We start from the raw sequence: 17,573 nt of genomic DNA, 5'->3' as shown, positions 1-17,573 counted from the left end.
ATTTATTGCCATACACTTACTTCGTCTGAACTTCCAGTTTTAGCTGCATTGTGTCCATTAGAAGCATCTAGGATTTCATAATATGCCCAGTGGCTCTTTGGTACATCTGTAAATTTCTTTAATCCGCTTTCACTAATCTTTGTGAAAGATGTTGATTTAGTATTTCTGCCAAATACAGAGTTTAAAATTGTTACAGCTTCTGCTCTCGTAAGCTTTTGATCTGGCTTAAATGTTCCGTCAGAGTAACCTTTGATGTTCTTATTTCCGTAAAGTTCATTGATTGCATCAGATGCCCAGTGACCTTTTACGTCTTTAAATGATCCAGTTCCTGGATAACCATCTTTAACAAATACAGAAATCATTTGTGCAAATTCTGCTCTTGTGATTGCTTGATTTGGTTTAAATGTGTTGTCAGAGTAACCCTTGATAAAGCCCTTAGAAACTGCGTAGTTAATTTCATCTGAATACCAAGCATTGTTTGCGTCTTTAAAACTTGTCTTTGGATTGCTTGGAAGTTCTTCTCCATTATTTACAAGTTTAACAAACATTCTAACAGCCTCTGCTCTTGTAACTTCCTTAGATGGTTTAAATGTTCCATCTGGGAAACCTGCGATATATGAAGGTTGGTTAACTTTTTCTGTAGAAACAGCTACTCCACCAACTTTATATTCAGTACTTCTTGAAACTTTGCCGGCTTCCTTAGATTCAACTTTAATAGTTTCTCCAGCTCTCAATTCTCTGTTTAATACTACATTGTAAATGCCAGTATCTCCTGCAGTTGTACTTCCAAGTGTATTTCCACTTGCATCATATACAGTTACAGTTGCATTAAATCCTGCATTACCTCTTACATATTTTGCTCCAGCTGAAACTGCGTTAACAGTTGGAATAATTGAATATCCATTATCTGCTTTGTAAGTTCCATTTACATAATAGTCTAAAGTTCTTCCAGTAGAAACATAAGGACTATTCCAAGTTACTTTAAAGTATCCCTTTGAGTCAATTACATCGCTACCGAGATAAGTTCCATCGTCATATACATATACAGTACTGTTGCTATATCCCTTTAGATATCCACTAGTTGAATAATTTGTTCTAGAGATATCAGTTGGATAAACTTTTTTGTCGTATCTGTCATAATATTTATAATCTCTGTAATATCCGTCCCAATATCTTCCGTCATTTAGATAATATTTAGAAGATGTTTCATAATCATCGCTAGTTGCTAAAAGATATCCACCATAATATCTGCCATTATAGTATCTATCATTGTAATATCTATAATTATATGGAGTATAATTTATATATTGTCTGTCTCCCTTAGAATCATAGTAATAGTATTTATCTTTTATGCTATCATAGCGGTAATATCCATAATAATCGTCATCATAATATCCATAGTAGTAATCCCCTACATAGATATCAAAATATCCATTAGCATCTGTTACATCAGATTTTCCTGTATAGTCTCCGTCATAATCATATAATTTAACAGTAGCGCCTTTTACTGCATCTCCATCCGCAGTTACTTTGCCATAAAATCTTCCCTTGTCATAATATCTTTCAGAAATAGAAAGAACTTTTGTAACTGGTACATCTTTTTCCCATTTTGCTTTTAAAGATTTGTCTCCTGTAATAGCAGTGTTGAAATCAAATTTTGTATCTCCATCGTACCAACCTTTAAAAGTATAGCCTTCTTTTTTTGGTTTTAATGGTTCATTTGCTTTTTCTCCACTTTCAACAGTCTGAGAAGTTACTGCACTTCCACCATCTGAATTAAAAGTAACAGTGAATTTTGTAACTTTTTCTGTCCATTTAGCATAAATAGTAGTTTTCTTTGTAATTGTTGTTGAAAAGTCAAATTTTGTTTGAAGACCTTCATCAGCATACCAACCAGCAAAATCATAATCTTTTTTTATTGGTGCTGGTGTTGGTGCACTAACTGTTCCTCCATTTTGAACCGCTGTGCTTGTTGTTCCCGTACCGCCATTTAATTCAAAAGTAACTGTAAAAGAATCTTCCGCTGGTGCCCTTAATGCTTCAGGAACTTCTTCTTCACCAACTTCAAGTTTTTCAGGTTCTTCAGCAGACGCTGTTACTTCAGTATTTGGTCCTTCTTGTACCTCTTTAGTATCTGCAAATACATTAAATGGAATTGCCGTAATCATTACTCCCGCAAGTAATAGACTAAGTACTTTCTTGTTTTTCATAAACTCTCCTCCTCGTTATAAAATTAAATGATATAAAAACATTTTCTTTAGTGCTATTATACCCAATATCAACAAAAAGTTTTAGCACTTTATGAAATTTTAATAAATTTAATATATTTGTAACATTACTTAAATAAAATCTATAGACAATTAATTTCAAATCTTAAATTTTGTTTAAGCTGATAATATGATTAGATAACTAAAAATGTATTAATTTACAATAAATTTATCTTTTTCTATTGACCTTTTTGCATAAATTGTTATAATAAAAAAAATATCTTAATTAAACAGTTGATATATGTTAAACACTTATTAGTTGAGATGAAAATTTTTTAAGAAGGTAGGTAAGAAAGATGACGACGATGAAAAAAATATTATGTGTCCTTTCACTTGCTGCATTACTTACAGCCTGTGGAGGCGGAGCTGAAAAGACTTCTACTGCTCCCGACAATGGAGATGTTATTAAAATTGGAGGAATTATTCCAAAGACTGGTTCTGCTGCTGTCTATGGTAATTCTGCTGACAAAGGTGTTAAGCTGGCAGTGGAGGAAATAAATGCAGCTGGCGGTATTGGCGGAAAACAAATTGAATACCTCTCTGAAGACGACAAGGGTGATCCAACTGAAGCAGTTACTGTTTACAACAAATTAGTTGAAGGTGGTAATAATGTCATCATCGGCGCTATTACTTCGAAACCTTCCCTTGCAGTTGCAGAAAACTCTTCTCAAGATGGAATTCCTATAATTACTCCAACAGGAACTAGTGCTCCTATAACAGAAAATAAAGACAATGTTTTTAGAACTTGCTTTACTGATCCTCTTCAAGGAAAAATTTTAGCAAACTTTGCTTGTGACAACTTGAAGGCAAAGACAGTTGCAATCCTTAGAAATACTTCTAACGATTACTCTAATGGTGTTGCTGATGCTTTCATTGAGCAAGCAAAATCTAAGGGACTTGAGGTTGTTGCTGATGAAGGTTATGGCGATAGTGATGTTGACTTCAAGGTTCAACTTACAAATATTGATAAAGAAAAACCTGATGTAATTATAGTGCCTGAATACTACGAAAAAGATGTTTCAATTATTAAGCAAGCTAGAGACCTTGGCATTGAGTCTAAAATTATTGGTCCTGATGGATGGGATGGAGTGCTTGCTGTTATTGACGAAGGTTCAAAAGACTTATTAAATGGTGTTTACTTCACTAATCACTACTCAGTTCACGATACTAGCGAAAAGGTTCAAAACTTTGTAAATGCTTACAAGGAAAAATATAATGAAGATCCTTCTGCATTCTCTGCTCTTGGATATGACACAGTTTATATTTATAAAGAGGCAATAGAAAAGTCCGCTTCTATGGACTTTGCTGAAATAGTTAAGGCTCTAAAGTCTGTAGAAGTTAGTGGCGTTACTGGAGATTTGAGGTTTGGTGAAAACAACAACCCTGTAAAATCTGCAACTATTATAGAAATTAAGGACGGCTCATATACTTTTAACAGTTTAGTTTCAGCTGAATAATAAAAGCAAAGGCAAGCTTATGCTTGTCTTTTTTATTAATTTTTAAGGAGGCTCTATGAGTTTTATAAATCAACTATTAAATGGACTTAGTTTAGGTTCTGTATATGCTCTTGTTGCGCTTGGCTACACAATGGTATATGGCATTGCTCAACTTATAAATTTTGCTCACGGCGAAATTATAATGATTGGATCTTATACTGCTATCTATGCTATCTCTGGTCTTCTTCTAAGTGCTGGTCTTCCCTTTTATCTTGCTATTATTCCATCAATATTAGTCTGCATTGTTGTTGGCGTATTAATAGAAAGGCTTGCCTATAAACCGCTTAGAAATAGTCCTAGAATTGCAAATTTAATCACTGCTATTGGCGTGAGTTTACTATTACAAAATTCTTTTATGAAAATTTTTGGTGCAGGTGCAAAATCTGTTCCTCCAATTTTTAAATCAGGTATTATTAATATTGGAGAAATAAACATTGCTCCTTCTACTTATGTAACTATTATTATCACAGCCATACTCACTGTTGTTTTGCAATTATTTATGAAAAATACAAAATATGGCAAGGCTATGATTGCCACTAGTGAAGATTATGGTGCTGCAAGTCTTGTGGGAATTAATGTTGACACTATACTGTCCCTTACTTTTGCAATTGGATCTGCCCTTGCTGGAGTGGCCTCTGTTTTATACATCAGTGCCTACCCACAAGTTTATCCTTTAATGGGATCTATGTTAGGCATAAAAGCCTTTACTGCCGCAGTCATTGGCGGCATTGGTCTTATTCCCGGTGCCGTTATTGGTGGAATCATCATTGGAATTGTGGAAGCTCTTATAAAGGCCTATGTTTCTTCAAAACTTGCTGATGCAATTGTCTTTGGTCTTTTAATTGTAGTGTTACTTGTTAAACCTAATGGCTTACTTGGCAAGAATCAAAAGGAGAAAGTATAATGACTAGAGAAAAAAAGGGAATAATGGTTTTAAGTGTAATACTTCTTGCACTATTTTATTTTATAGTTATTGGTCTAAATTATGTCGGCATCTTAAATAGATATGCCATGAGTGTTTTAAGACTTGTCTTAATAAATATAGTCCTCGCCGTTTCTCTTAACATCACCGTGGGAAACCTTGGACAAATAACTTTGGGGCACGCAGGTTTTATGTCAATAGGTGCTTATACTGCTGCCCTTTTTACAAAAGCTGGAATTATACCAGGACTTGGTGGTTATATCATGGGAATGCTTTTAGGTGGAATTTTTGCATCTATCATTGGAATTTTAATTGGCATTCCTGCCCTTAGATTAAAGGGCGACTACCTAGCCATTGTAACTTTAGCCTTTGGTGAAATAATAAGGGTTTTAATTGAATACTTTGGATTCACTGGTGGTGCACAAGGTTTATCTGGCATTCCCGTTATGCAAAACTTCTTAGTTATTTATATAATTACAATAATTTCTGTTGCTATAATGTTTAGCACTATGACATCAAAACATGGTCGAGCAATTTTATCTATTCGTGACGATGAAATTGCAGCTGAATCTTCTGGTATAAATATAACTTATTTTAAAACCTATGCCTTTGCACTATCTGCTTTCTTTGCGGGTATTGCTGGTTCAATGTATGCTCACAACATAGGTGTAATTGGTGCAAAAGTTTTTGACTACAATAGAAGTTTTGACATCTTGGTAATGGTTGTCCTTGGTGGTATGGGTTCCTTTACTGGTGCAATTTTTTCTGCAATAGTTCTAACTATAATTCCAGAATTTCTTCGTCAGTTTGCAGAGTACAGAATGATTTTCTATTCTCTAGCTTTAATTATTGTCATGATATTTAGACCTAATGGCTTACTTGGAAGAAAAGAATTTACCCTTACTGGACTCGTTTACAAATTATTAAAGATAGATAAACACTATGAAGGGAGTGAGGACTAATGACTTCTGTTTTGAAATTAAATAATGTTGGAATAAATTTTGGCGGCCTTAAAGCTGTTGACGATTTTAATTTGGAAATAAATGAAGGCGAGCTCTTTGGACTAATTGGACCTAATGGTGCTGGCAAGACTACTGTATTTAATATGATAACAGGCGTTTATTCTCCCACTGAAGGTGAAATCCTTTTAAAGGGCGAAGGAATAAATGGTCTTCAACCTCACAAACTTGTGAAAAAGGGAATATCAAGAACTTTTCAAAACATAAGGCTCTTTGGCTATATGTCTGTCCTTGACAATGTTCGTGTTGCTCAAAATGATGAAATAAAATATGGATTATTAGATGGAATGTTTAGGACAAAAAAATTCTGGAGAGAAGAGTACGAAGGCATCACTCGTGCCATGGAATTTTTGAAAATTTTTAATTTAGATAGGTTTAAAAATTTCTCTGCCAATACTTTGTCCTATGGCGATCAACGAAAATTAGAAATCGCCCGTGCCATGGCATCTAATCCAAAACTTCTTCTCTTAGATGAACCTGCCGCCGGAATGAATCCTCAAGAGACAGAAGAGCTTATGGAGACAATTAGACTTATTCGTGACAAATTTAATATTACAATTTTATTGATTGAACATGATATGAAACTTGTACTTGGCATTTGTGAAAGGATTGCTGTGTTAAATTATGGAAGGATGCTAACTCAAGGTCTCCCTCGCAATGTTATAAATGATCCTAGAGTTATAGAAGCTTATCTTGGAGGTAGCAATGCTTAATGTAAAAGATTTAAATGTATTTTATGGAAATATACACGCACTAAAGGGCGTAAGTTTTGAAGTAAAGGAAGGTGAAATAGTTTGCTTAATCGGCGCCAATGGTGCTGGAAAAACTTCCACTCTTCAAAGTATATCGGCATTGATCCCCAAAAAAAGTGGTGTGCTTAGATTTTTAGACAAAGATATTACTAAGGCAAAGGCTCATGAAATTACCAAAATGGGAATTGCACAAGTGCCTGAAGGTCGAAGAGTCTTCACAGATTTATCTGTTTTAGATAATTTAAAGCTTGGTGCCTTTGCTGTGAAAAATCCACGGGAAAGCGACGAAGATATTTTAAAAGTTATTTACGAAAGATTTCCAATTCTTGAAGAAAGAAAAAATCAAAGAGCAGGCACACTTTCTGGTGGCGAGCAACAAATGCTTGCCATGGGTCGTGCCATGATGACTAGACCAAAATTAATTTTATTGGATGAACCTTCTATGGGACTGTCTCCTCTCTTTGTTGAAAAGATTTTTGATGTAATAAAAAATTTCAAAGAGATTGGAGTAACAGTTCTATTAGTGGAACAAAATGCAAACCTAGCTCTTAAAATTTCTGATAGAGCCTATGTCCTTGAGACTGGAAAAATTGTCAAGAGCGGATCTGCAAAGAAACTTTTAAGTGATCCTATTGTAAAGGCAGCTTACCTTGGTGCTTAATAACTAACATTAACTTTTTAATAAAATAAATATCAAAAAAGAGTACAAGTCGCAAAATTACTTGTACTCTTTTTTATATATTAGTCTTCTGCAAATGCCGTAATAACAGCAATTAAAATTACTATTATATTTATTGTTATTATTAAGGATGAGCTTATCCCCGTAAATAAAGGAGAATGTATTTTAATTTCTATAGCCCTTTTTATAAATGCTAAGGGTATTCTCAATATATTAGCTAATAATAAAAGTTTTAATATTCTAATACTTTTTTCTTTTTTATTCAATTAAACATAGCCCTCCATCATCAACATAAAAGTTTTTATGCAATTCATTTTTTCTTTATTAGAAAATCAAGAAAACTAACTAAAGTCAAGTTCTCCATTTATATTTATCGTTTATATATAGGAGCTTTCAGTTATTTTAAAAATATATTGATGTATTCATAAAATTTTCATTATTCTATAAATTATTTTACAGGACTATTTAGAATATTTTCAAAATAGAGTTGACGTTGCCTTGAATTTATTATAATATTAATTTGAATTTGGAGTTTAAATTTTTGAAGATATAAAAGCAAGGAGGCAATATGATTAAAATAGAAAGTTTAAAGAAATTTTTTGCAACAAAGATTGCAGTTGATGATCTAAACTTAGAGGTGCCCAATGGTGTTGTCTATGGTTTCTTAGGCCCCAATGGTGCAGGCAAAACTACTACAATTAAAATGATAGTTGGCATGTTAAGACAGGACCAAGGAAAAATTAAAATTGATGGTGTCGACACTTTAGATGACCCAATTGAGGCAAAGAAAAAATTTGCCTATGTTCCAGACAATCCTGACATCTACGACAATATGACTGCGAGGCAGTATATAAATTTTATCGCCGATGTCTTTAAACTTAGTTTAGAAAAGCGAAATGAAAACATAAAAAAATACGCAGAAATTTTTGAGATGGAAGAAAATTTAGATGCGACAATTTCCGCTCTCTCACATGGAATGAAGCAAAAAATAGTTTTAATTGGCGCACTTATTCACGAGCCAAAACTTTTAATTTTAGACGAGCCCATGGTGGGACTTGACGCAAAAAGTTCCTTTAGACTAAAAAATATTATGAGAGAATTTGCAGAAAGGGGCGGCACAGTTTTCTTCTCCACTCATGTCATGGAAGTTGCAGAAAAAATGTGCGACGAAATCGCAATTATCAACAAGGGCAAATTAATTGCAAAGGGAACTCTCGAAGAGATTAGGGCTTCTGCAAAGGATAGTGGAAGTCTTGAAAAAATATTTTTGGAACTTACGGAGTGATTTTATGGACAAATTTTTAGAATTAAAGACTCTTTTAAAAAAAGATCTCTATTTGAATTTTATTGCTCCCCTTAAAAAGCCATCAAAAAGGGGTGGATCTTTTAAAGCTTTGTCAGTATTTGGACTTGCAATTCTATTTATCTACCTTGGATTTCTATATTTAATGCTAATTCTCGCCTTTATAATACCTATGGCTAAAAATGGCATGTCAAGTACAGTGTTAATGGCATTTTTTGGATTTGTTTCCATTGGAGTGTTAATTTTTACAAGTGCAAATATTATTTCTAAAATTTATTATTCAAAAGATGTGGAAATACTTCTTCCCCTTCCAATTAGGCGAAATAATATTTATCTTTCAAAAATTTTGGGCTCTGCTCTTCCTTCCTTGGTTATTAGTTTTATAATTTTTGTTCCAATGGTATTTCCCTTAATAAGATTTGCGAATTTAAGTTTTTTAAAATTTTTTTCAATTATCTTTTTGAATTTATCAAATATTATTTTTACTATTTTAATTTTGTCTACTCTATTAATTTTATTTATGAGGGCTTTCGCAGGTATTGGCGGTTTGAAAAATTTATTGCAAACCCTTGGTTCTATAATAATTATTTGTGTAACCTTATTGCCACAAATTATGAATAGATCAGAAAATTCAAGTATATTTAATGAAAATAATTTAGTACATTTTATAAAACTCCTCTTCCCTCAAGTTCATTTATTAAATAAAATTTACGGAATGAGTGATTTGCCTGCCTTTTCTTTAAGCTTTTTTATACTTATTGCAATGGCAATAATTTTGTATGTACTCAGTTTCCCTCTTTCAAAGATAATGATTGCTGGAGTTTTAAAAACTAATGTGCAAAGTTCAAGGGTTTGGCACAGTAGAGAAAATAAAAATACATCAATTGTTCTTTCACTGGCAAAAAAAGATGTCGTCAATGTATTAAGGACGCCTGTTTACTTTTTTAATTTGGCATCTGCTTCCTTTATGCTTCCATTTTTTATATCACTTCCTTTTTTTAAGAGAAGGGAAAATATAAGTATTGTTCAAAACTTCTTCGACAATATAGAAATTTATGGCTTTGACAAAATTAATTTATTCTTTGCCTTTATGCTTACAGTATTTTTCTATGCAGCTTTTATGACTCCACTGTCTTTAACAAGTATTACTCGTGAAGGCAAAAATATTTATATTATGCAGACTCTTCCCATAGCCTACGAAGATCAAGTGAGTGGAAGACTTTTAGGTTCAACTATTTTTCAAGTTGTATCAACTCTTCCCATAATAATATTTTTATCCTACCTTACAAAATTTAATATACTATATATTTTATCTATGCTGTGTGGTGCCATATTGGGTTCCTATGCTTCTTCAAGCTTTGGAATTTTCTTTGGGATAAAGTACCCTAAACTCAATTGGGAAAATCCACAAGATGCTGTTAAGAGAAATTTCCCAGTGTTTATTTTTGGAATACTTAACATGATTGCAATAGCACTCAATGCCTTTTTATTTTATTTGATTTTTAAGAATTTAGGCTCAATAATTGTTTTTAAGTTTATAGCTACTTTCTATTTAGCCTTGGCAATGTTTCTTTCAACTGCAATAAAAAATCAGGCAAAAATTTCTCTAAAAGAAAATTTGCCTGAATATGATTCATATTTTTAGCTCATCAATTGGTGAGCTTTTTTTAATTTTACCAAATATTTATAAGTAACACGGAAATGTCGTCAGTTTGTTCTCCATCGTTAAATTCCTCTAATTTACTATTTAAAATTTCTAGCACATCTTTATTATTTTCTAATATAATGTTGTAAATTCTATCGTAGCCAAAGGATTCTTTTTTTGAGTTTCTAGCCTCTACAACTCCATCTGTCATAAATAAAATATAATCGCCTGAATAAAGTTTTATCTCTTTTTCTTCATAATCTGGCTTTGCAAAAAATCTAGAAATTGGATATCCCCTAGACTCTAAATTCATATATTCTCGGTCACGAACCATTATCGGCAACGGCAAGTGGCCTGCATTAGAAAAAATAATTTTCTTCTTTTTTATGTTGTAAACTCCGTAGAAACAGGTAAAATAATTTTCTATCTCAAGTCTAAGACTTGTGAACCTAGTACAAAGTTCTGTTAAAGTTTTTTTAGGAGATAATAGTGTCAATTTATCTAAAGTTCTTATCACAGATTTTATAAACATAGTTACCATAGATGAGGCAAAACCGTGACCAACGGAATCAGCTATATAGACTGCTATATTCTCATCGTCAATTTCAAATACATCAAACATATCGCCACTTAAAATAGTGGAGGGTTTGTAAATATAATTTACCTTTAGATTTTTTATAAATCCCTTTTCTGGCAAAACTTTCTGTTGAATAAGTGATGCAGCCACAGTTTCGCTAGTCATAAATCTATTTTTCTCGATAATTTCCCTTTGAAGCTTTCTTGCCATAGTAACATTTCTAAAAACTTCAACTACGCCTTTGATTTCTCCCTTTTTATTGGTAATTGGTGAACATTTTACAGAAAAAATCATATTTCCAATATTTTCTTCCCTTTGAATAACTTCGCCACTTAAAAGTGCACGCCTAGTTATCTCTGGGTCAAAGAGATCTTCGCCCAGAATGCAAACTTTTTTGTCGCTGTCATACCCAAGCAAGTCCTCCATAGCTTTATTTACAAAGACAACTTTTTCGTTATAATCTAAAACTCGCACTAAGTCTGCAATGGCATTTAGAACCTGAAAGTCAATTTTGTCATCATTTATTTCCTCAGCTAAATAATTTTCCATATTCACCACCTATTATTGTTTACAGTATAACAAATTAAAATTAAGTAAACAATTATCTTTTTGGCTTTGGTCCATAATATTGGTAATAATAAGTTTTAATTCTACCATTGTATAGTTTTCTATTTCTATGTGCTTTTCTACCAAAATTTTTTTCAAAATTTTCATTTGCAGTAATTATATAAAAGGACCAAGTCTTTAGCGTCTTTGCAAGTTTGCCTAATTCTATGTTTAGCTCCTCAACATCTTCTTTTCCAATTCTCTCACCATAGGGTGGATTGGTTATTATTACACCATAATCATCTGGTAAGTCAATATCTTTTATATCCTTTTGGAAAAAGGATATATCTTCATCAAGCCCAAGTATCTCTGCATTTGATTTTGCAATTTGAATTGCCTTGTAAGATACATCTGAAGCCAAAATTTCCAATTTTACATCGTATTTTATTTCTGAATAACATTTTTTCTTTTCTTCTTTAAATATATCTGGATCAAAAAAAGTAAAATTTTCAAAGTCAAATTTTCTCATAAGTCCCGGTGCAATATTTTTTTCTATCATCGCAGCTTCAATTGGAATTGTGCCTGAACCACAGAAGGGGTCAGATAAAATTCTATCTTTGTTCCAAAAAGTTAACTTTACAAGACTTGCTGCAATAGTTTCGGAAAGTGGCGCTTTGTAATTTACTTCTCTATAACCTCTCTTGTGAAGTCCATCGCCCGATGTGTCCATGGTAATTTCTGCAATATCATTTAATAATGAAACTTCGATTTTTACTCTTGGTCCACTTTTTTCAAACCAAGATATTTTATATTTCATCTTTAATTTTTCGATTATCGCCTTTTCAGTAATCCTTTGACAGTCGGAAATAGAAAATAACTTTGACTTCCTACTTCTTCCTTGGATGATAAAGTTGTCATCTTTAGCGATGTAGTCCCACCATTTTATTTCAAAAACCTTGTCAAAAAGTTCTTCAAAGGTCTCTGCTCTAAAGGAATCAATTAAAAGTAAAACACGCTCTGCCGTCCTAAGTTTTAAGTTTAAAATTGCTATATCCTTTAGCTCACAATTTATTTCAATTTTTCCGTCACTAACCTTTATGTCCTCGTAACCCAAGTCAATTAGCTCTCTTTTGGTAACTGCTTCAAGACCCATATTTGTCGTGGCGATTAATTTTATTTTTTCCATTTTACACCTCTTTTTTATTATACTAGATATGAAAAATTTTTTCTTTGTTTAAAATTAATGAGTTAATTAATTTAAAAAGGGTATTTATTTTATGTAGTAAAAAAATATAATTTGGGGGTAATAAAAATGAAATTAACTGAAACAGTACAAACTGCTGATTTTAAATCTGAAAAACACGTTCCTGTAATCCACGTAGAAAAGGCTGATGGTCTTTTAAAGATAAAAGCAATTGTTGGAGAGGAAATAGAACATCCAAATACTTTAGAACACCACATCGCATGGATTAAGGTATTCTTCAAACCAGAAGGAGAAAAATTCCCAATTGAAGTTGGTTCTTATGAATTTAAGGCTCATGGCGAAGGTGAAATCTTTACAGTTCCTTGTGTTAAAACTGTTGTGAAGACTGACAAAGGCGGAGAAGTTTACGCACTAAGCTATTGCAATATCCATGGACTTTGGGAAAATTCAGTAGAAGCATAATTTAATTTTAAAGAGCTATGACCTTAAAATCATAGCTCTTTTTTATTTCTATTCTATTGTATTCAAATTAAAGAGAAGCCTTATAAATTTCTAAGATATCATCTTTTTTAAGTTCAACAACACCCTTTATTGAACCGCCAGAATGCCTTGCTGCCGCTTCTGCCATCTCTTCTAATTTTTTATCATCAATTCCCACTTCGCCAAGAGTCATTGGAATATTCATGTCTTGTTCAAAAAATTTGTGAAGATTAGCAATAGCTTTTTTAGCGTCGTTAAATTTGTCCTCGCTTGGCTCTACTCCAAAGACATTCACTCCAAAATCTCTAATCATATCTACTGTGTCCTCATTTAAAATATAGCTCAAAAATCTTGGAGTCAAAATTGCAAGTCCAATGCCATGAGTAATATCATAAAAGGCAGAAAGCTCGTGTTCCATTGGGTGAACTGACCAAGGTGTCGCCTTTCCAGTTGATAGAAGTCCATTTATCGCCCAGCTTGATGCCCACATAATATTTGATCTTGCTTCGTAATTTTCTGGCTCTGCCATGGCAATTGGTCCATAGTGAATGCAAGTTTTTAAAATTCCCTCTGCAAGTCTATTTTGCATATAAGCTCCATCCTTTAATGTGAAGTAATTTTCCATTGTGTGACTCATTATGTCAGCGACACCTGCAGCTGTATGCTTTGCATTAACTGTGTAAGTTATTTCTGGATTTAAAATTGAAAATTTTGGAAGAGTGTAAGGTGACCCAAATGCAAGTTTTTGTTTAGTTTCGGGATTTGTAATAACCCCTCCGGCGTCCATTTCAGAACCAGTTGCTGCAAGTGTAAGAATAGTGCCAATAGGGAGTGCCTTTTCAATTTTTGCCTTTCTAATCACAATATCCCATGGATCACAATCTAAAAATACTGCTCCCGCAACTAATTTTGATAAATCAATTACAGAACCACCTCCAACTGCCAAAATAAAGTCCAAATCATTTTCTTTAAGGATTTTTACGCCTTCTCTTGCTGACTCAACTCTTGGATTGGGTTCAATGCCAGAAAGTTCTTTGTAGAAAATATTGTTTTCTTCAAAAATTTTTATTATCTCGTCATAAAGCCCACTTCTTTTGATAGAGCCTCCTCCATAGGAAAGCAGAACTCTGCTGCCATAATTTTTAATTTCCTTTGCCAAATTTTTCATTTGGTCCCTTCCAAAAAGAATTTTCGTACTCACATTAAAAATAAAATCTCTCATAATAACCTCCTAGTTCTTAAATTGTGAATTGTATAATTCCGCATAAACTCCATTTTTCTCAATTAAGTCACTGTGACTACCCTTTTCAACAATGTCCCCCTTGTCTAAAACTAAAATTAAATCTGAATTTACAATTGTCGATAACCTATGTGCAATTACAAAATTTGTCCTATCATGCAGAAGATTTTTCATCGCCTTTTGAATTAGCGCCTCTGTTCTCGTGTCAACAGATGAAGTCGCTTCATCTAAAATTAAAATTTCTGGGTCGGACAAAAGTGCCCTTGCTATAGTAATAAGTTGTCGCTGTCCCTGAGAAATATTTGTAGCCTCTTCATTTAAAACTGTATCATAACCCTTGGGCAGTTTCTCAATAAAAGAATGACAATAAGCCCTCTTTGCTGCATCAATAACTTCATCTAGCGTGGCATCTTCACGTCCGTACAAAATATTTTCATAAATTGTGCCGTGAAACAACCACGAATCTTGAAGAACCATTCCAAAAAGAGAGCGCAAGTTTTTTCTCGAAACATCCCTTATATCCCTTCCATTTATCTTAATACTTCCCCTATCAATATCATAAAACCTCATGAGAAGATTTACAATAGTAGTTTTGCCTGCACCAGTAGAACCTACTATGGCAACAGTTTTATTTTTTTCAACTTCAAGATTAAGATTATTTATTACAGGTTTTTCTTTGTCGTAGGAAAAACATACATTTTTAAATTCAATATCCTCCACAGGTTTTTTTATTTCATCTTTTACAATTTCAACTTCAGCTTCTTGATCCAAAAATTCAAAAACCCTTTCAGCAGCTGCAATAGATGCTTGAAAAATTGACGCCATCTCCGCAAGCTGCTCAATAGGATTTGCAAGTCTTCTTACGTATTGAATCACAGCTTGAATATCTCCCACAAATAACTTGCCAGATAGCACTAAAAGCCCGCCAACTATTGAAAGCATTACATATCCAATATTTGAAATAAAGGTCATTATAGGGAGCATGATGCCCGTCATAAAGGAAGCTCGATAACTTACTTCATAGAGGTTTTCATTTATCTCTAAAAATTCTCTCTCAGCCCTACTTTCATAATTAAAAGCCTTAATTAGTTCAGAACCAGAAAAGTTTTCTTCGACAAAACTTACCATAGATCCTATACCCCTTGACTTTCTTCTAAAATATCCTTGAGATTTGCTAGAAATAAATTTTGTAGAAAAATAAGTCATAGGAAGAGTAAATAAAAATACCAAAGTTAAAATTGGTGAAATTTTTATCATCACAGCCAAAATTCCTACAATTAAAACTATAGAAGATAAAACCGAAGAAATCGTCTGTTGCAAATTCTTGCCGAGAGTCTCCACATCATTGGTCATCCTAGATAAAAGGTCGCCGGTTTTATTTTTGTCGTAATATGCTGTGGGGATGTACTTAACTTTCTCAGAAATTTCCCTCCTAAATTTTGCAATTAAATCCTGCGTCACATCTACTAAAATCCTGCCCTTAAAAAATTCAAAGGCACCTTGCAATAAATAGACCACTGCCATAATTATACAAATTTTTATTACATAATCAAATTCTATAGCTGTATTCATCTTCAAATTTTCAAAAATACGCGTAGTGATATTTCCCATTAACTTTGGTGAAATTATCTCAAAAACAGAAGAGCCAATAGTTAGAAAAATGGCGAGAAATAAAAGCCCCTTATAATCTTTTAAATATGAAGTTATCCTTAAAATTGTATTATTTTTCTTCATATGCTTGCCCCTGACTTGTCGCAATTTCCCTATAAATTTCATTTGTCTTCATTAAACTATAATGATTTCCATAGCCCACCACTTCACCATCTTCTAATACCAAAATTTTGTCGGCATTCAAAATAGTAGCAACTCTTTGTGCAACTAGAATTACAATTTTATCCCTTAAATTTTTCTTTAAAGTTTGCCTAAGTTCATAATCAGTTTTATAATCTAATGCAGAAAAGGAATCGTCAAAAATATAGACTGACGCATCACGAGTAAGTGATCTTGCAATTGCAAGTCGCTGTCTCTGTCCTCCCGAAAGATTTTTTCCTCCCCTTGCAATTTTTTTGTTCAATGGATCTTCGCCCAAAAAACCATCTGCATCAGAATTTTTTATTGCCGCAAGCATTTTTTCTTCCTCAGCATTTTCCTTTGCATAGGATAAGTTTTCTGCAACAGTTTTTGAAAAAAAGAAATTTTCCTGTGGCACATATGAGATTTTATCTCTTACTCCATAATTATTTAAACTCTTGATGTCTATTCCGTTTATAAAAAGTTCACCATCTCCCGGCTCATAAAATTGAAGCAAAAGTCTTAAAAGAGTTGATTTTCCAGAACCCGTTCCACCAATTATGCCAAGAGTCTCTCCCTTTTTGACCTTAAAACTTATATCCTTTAACACCTTTAAATTTGCATCAGGATAAGAAAAGGACAAATTTTTTGCCTCAATCTCATAAATTTCACCTGATAAATCTTTTTCGCCACCAGTTTTTGTAGAATTAAAGTCTAAAACTTCGTTGATTCTCTCCATAGAAGCAAAAGTTCTAGGTAAAAGCGTTAAAAGAAAACTCATCATAATCATTGCGGATAAAACTTGTGTAATGTACTGAATAAAAGCCATGAGTTCTCCTATGCCTAAATCTCTAATGTCAATTAATTTTGAACCAAAAAATAGCACAAAAATAATTCCAAAATTTAAAATAGTGCCAAGCATCGGTCTAACATTTACAAGAAGCTTATTTACCTTAATAGCCATCTCTTGATAAGATATATTTGCCTCATCAAAAATTTTCTCTTCATATTCATCCTTTGAAAAAGCTCTTATGACCCTAAGACCTGTAAGTCTTCTTCTAAAAAGTTCATTTAGTTTATCAAGTCTCTTTTGCAAAATTGGAAAATAGGGAAGTCCTATTTTAAAAACATAAAAAATTCCAATAGCAATAAAGGGAATGGTAATAGGAAACACAATGGAAAGCTTCACATTTGTAGAAAGTGCCATAATAAGTCCACCAATAAACATAAGTGGACCTCTAATTAGCGGTCTAAGTCCCATTAAAACCATTTGCTCCACTTGATCGACATCATCCGTAGTTCTCGTTATAAGTGATGAAATGGAAAAATGTTCCACATCATCAAAGCTGAGATAATTTATCTTTCTAAAAAGTTCATACCTAAGATCGCGCGAAAAAGCCATAGCAGTTTTTGAAGAATGATAGGCAGCAGAAGCTCTACACATAACAGTGATTATCACAACAAAAATCATAACTGCACCAATTTTTAGCACATAACTTGTGTCGCCATAAGCCACGCCCTTGTCAATGACAAGACTCATAAGTTTTGGCAAAAAAAGTTCACCTAAAGCATTGCCAAAGGTAAGCAAAATAACTACTATTATTCTAATTTTATATTTATTAAGTCCTTTATATATACTCATAAATCCTCCA

At 32.9% G+C, this 17,573-nt stretch carries 15 protein-coding genes; 8 read left to right on the top strand and 7 right to left on the bottom strand.

The annotated features are described in order from the left end of the window. Window positions 1-2 precede the first annotated feature (2 nt). A complete protein-coding gene (locus HKO22_RS02185) occupies window positions 3-2,210 on the bottom strand; it encodes an S-layer homology domain-containing protein (protein WP_169968205.1) in 2,208 nt (735 codons plus the stop codon). 362 nt (window positions 2,211-2,572) lie between these two features. On the opposite strand from HKO22_RS02185, the gene HKO22_RS02180 reads away from it, so the two are divergent. Genes HKO22_RS02180 through HKO22_RS02160 form a run of 5 tightly spaced genes read left to right on the top strand, consistent with a single transcriptional unit; the run spans window position 2,573 to window position 7,117 of the window. Further along, window positions 2,573-3,724, top strand: a complete 1,152-nt coding sequence (locus HKO22_RS02180) for an ABC transporter substrate-binding protein (RefSeq protein WP_169968203.1) — start codon at window positions 2,573-2,575, stop codon at window positions 3,722-3,724. A gap of 55 nt (window positions 3,725-3,779) precedes the next feature. After that, window positions 3,780-4,667, top strand: a complete 888-nt coding sequence (locus tag HKO22_RS02175; protein ID WP_169968201.1) for a branched-chain amino acid ABC transporter permease — start codon at window positions 3,780-3,782, stop codon at window positions 4,665-4,667. After that, window positions 4,667-5,647, top strand: a complete 981-nt coding sequence (locus HKO22_RS02170) for a branched-chain amino acid ABC transporter permease (RefSeq protein WP_075659536.1) — start codon at window positions 4,667-4,669, stop codon at window positions 5,645-5,647. The genes HKO22_RS02175 and HKO22_RS02170 overlap by 1 nt, the downstream gene beginning before the upstream one ends. Beyond that, window positions 5,647-6,417, top strand: coding sequence for an ABC transporter ATP-binding protein (locus tag HKO22_RS02165; RefSeq protein WP_075659537.1), 771 nt, complete (start codon window positions 5,647-5,649; stop codon window positions 6,415-6,417). Before HKO22_RS02170 ends, HKO22_RS02165 begins: the two co-directional genes overlap by 1 nt. Continuing rightward, window positions 6,410-7,117, top strand: coding sequence for an ABC transporter ATP-binding protein (locus HKO22_RS02160; RefSeq protein ID WP_075659538.1), 708 nt, complete (start codon window positions 6,410-6,412; stop codon window positions 7,115-7,117). Before HKO22_RS02165 ends, HKO22_RS02160 begins: the two co-directional genes overlap by 8 nt. A gap of 80 nt (window positions 7,118-7,197) precedes the next feature. On the opposite strand, the gene HKO22_RS02155 is transcribed toward HKO22_RS02160, so the two are convergent. After that, window positions 7,198-7,401, bottom strand: coding sequence for a hypothetical protein (locus HKO22_RS02155; protein ID WP_169968200.1), 204 nt, complete (start codon window positions 7,399-7,401; stop codon window positions 7,198-7,200). Between the two features lie 302 nt (window positions 7,402-7,703). Between HKO22_RS02155 and HKO22_RS02150 the strand changes: the two genes are divergently transcribed. After that, a complete protein-coding gene (locus HKO22_RS02150) occupies window positions 7,704-8,420 on the top strand; it encodes an ABC transporter ATP-binding protein (RefSeq protein WP_169968198.1) in 717 nt (238 codons plus the stop codon). A 4-nt stretch (window positions 8,421-8,424) separates the two neighbouring features. Beyond that, window positions 8,425-10,083: a hypothetical protein gene (locus HKO22_RS02145; RefSeq protein WP_169968197.1), complete on the top strand. Its 1,659-nt coding sequence runs from the start codon at window positions 8,425-8,427 to the stop codon at window positions 10,081-10,083. Between the two features lie 28 nt (window positions 10,084-10,111). Here the strand turns inward: HKO22_RS02145 and HKO22_RS02140 are convergent, their stop codons facing one another. Both HKO22_RS02140 and HKO22_RS02135 read right to left on the bottom strand, forming a co-directional pair. Continuing rightward, window positions 10,112-11,209, bottom strand: a complete 1,098-nt coding sequence (locus HKO22_RS02140; RefSeq protein ID WP_169968195.1) for a SpoIIE family protein phosphatase — start codon at window positions 11,207-11,209, stop codon at window positions 10,112-10,114. Window positions 11,210-11,261: 52 nt separating this feature from the next. Continuing rightward, on the bottom strand, window positions 11,262-12,392 hold the full coding sequence (locus HKO22_RS02135) for a THUMP domain-containing class I SAM-dependent RNA methyltransferase (protein ID WP_169968193.1): 1,131 nt from the start codon (window positions 12,390-12,392) through the stop codon (window positions 11,262-11,264). 126 nt (window positions 12,393-12,518) lie between these two features. On the opposite strand from HKO22_RS02135, the gene HKO22_RS02130 reads away from it, so the two are divergent. Beyond that, window positions 12,519-12,872 (top strand): class II SORL domain-containing protein, encoded by a 354-nt coding sequence (locus HKO22_RS02130; protein ID WP_075659544.1) that lies wholly within the window; start codon window positions 12,519-12,521, stop codon window positions 12,870-12,872. 67 nt (window positions 12,873-12,939) lie between these two features. Here the strand turns inward: HKO22_RS02130 and HKO22_RS02125 are convergent, their stop codons facing one another. The 3 genes from HKO22_RS02125 to HKO22_RS02115 are packed head-to-tail and all read right to left on the bottom strand — an operon-like array spanning window position 12,940 to window position 17,563. Further along, window positions 12,940-14,112, bottom strand: coding sequence for an iron-containing alcohol dehydrogenase (locus tag HKO22_RS02125; RefSeq protein WP_075659545.1), 1,173 nt, complete (start codon window positions 14,110-14,112; stop codon window positions 12,940-12,942). Window positions 14,113-14,121: 9 nt separating this feature from the next. Next, the gene (locus tag HKO22_RS02120) at window positions 14,122-15,864 is read right to left on the bottom strand and encodes an ABC transporter ATP-binding protein (RefSeq protein WP_169968192.1); all 1,743 of its coding nucleotides are present in this window, start codon (window positions 15,862-15,864) and stop codon (window positions 14,122-14,124) included. Then, on the bottom strand, window positions 15,851-17,563 hold the full coding sequence (locus HKO22_RS02115; RefSeq protein WP_169968190.1) for an ABC transporter ATP-binding protein: 1,713 nt from the start codon (window positions 17,561-17,563) through the stop codon (window positions 15,851-15,853). Before HKO22_RS02115 ends, HKO22_RS02120 begins: the two co-directional genes overlap by 14 nt. Window positions 17,564-17,573: the final 10 nt, after the last annotated feature.

Source organism: Peptoniphilus faecalis (assembly GCF_012976305.1).
Classification (GTDB): domain Bacteria; phylum Bacillota; class Clostridia; order Tissierellales; family Peptoniphilaceae; genus Peptoniphilus_A; species Peptoniphilus_A faecalis.
The sequence above is the reverse complement of the archived record's forward strand: the minus strand, read 5'-3'. Positions and strand labels throughout refer to the sequence as shown.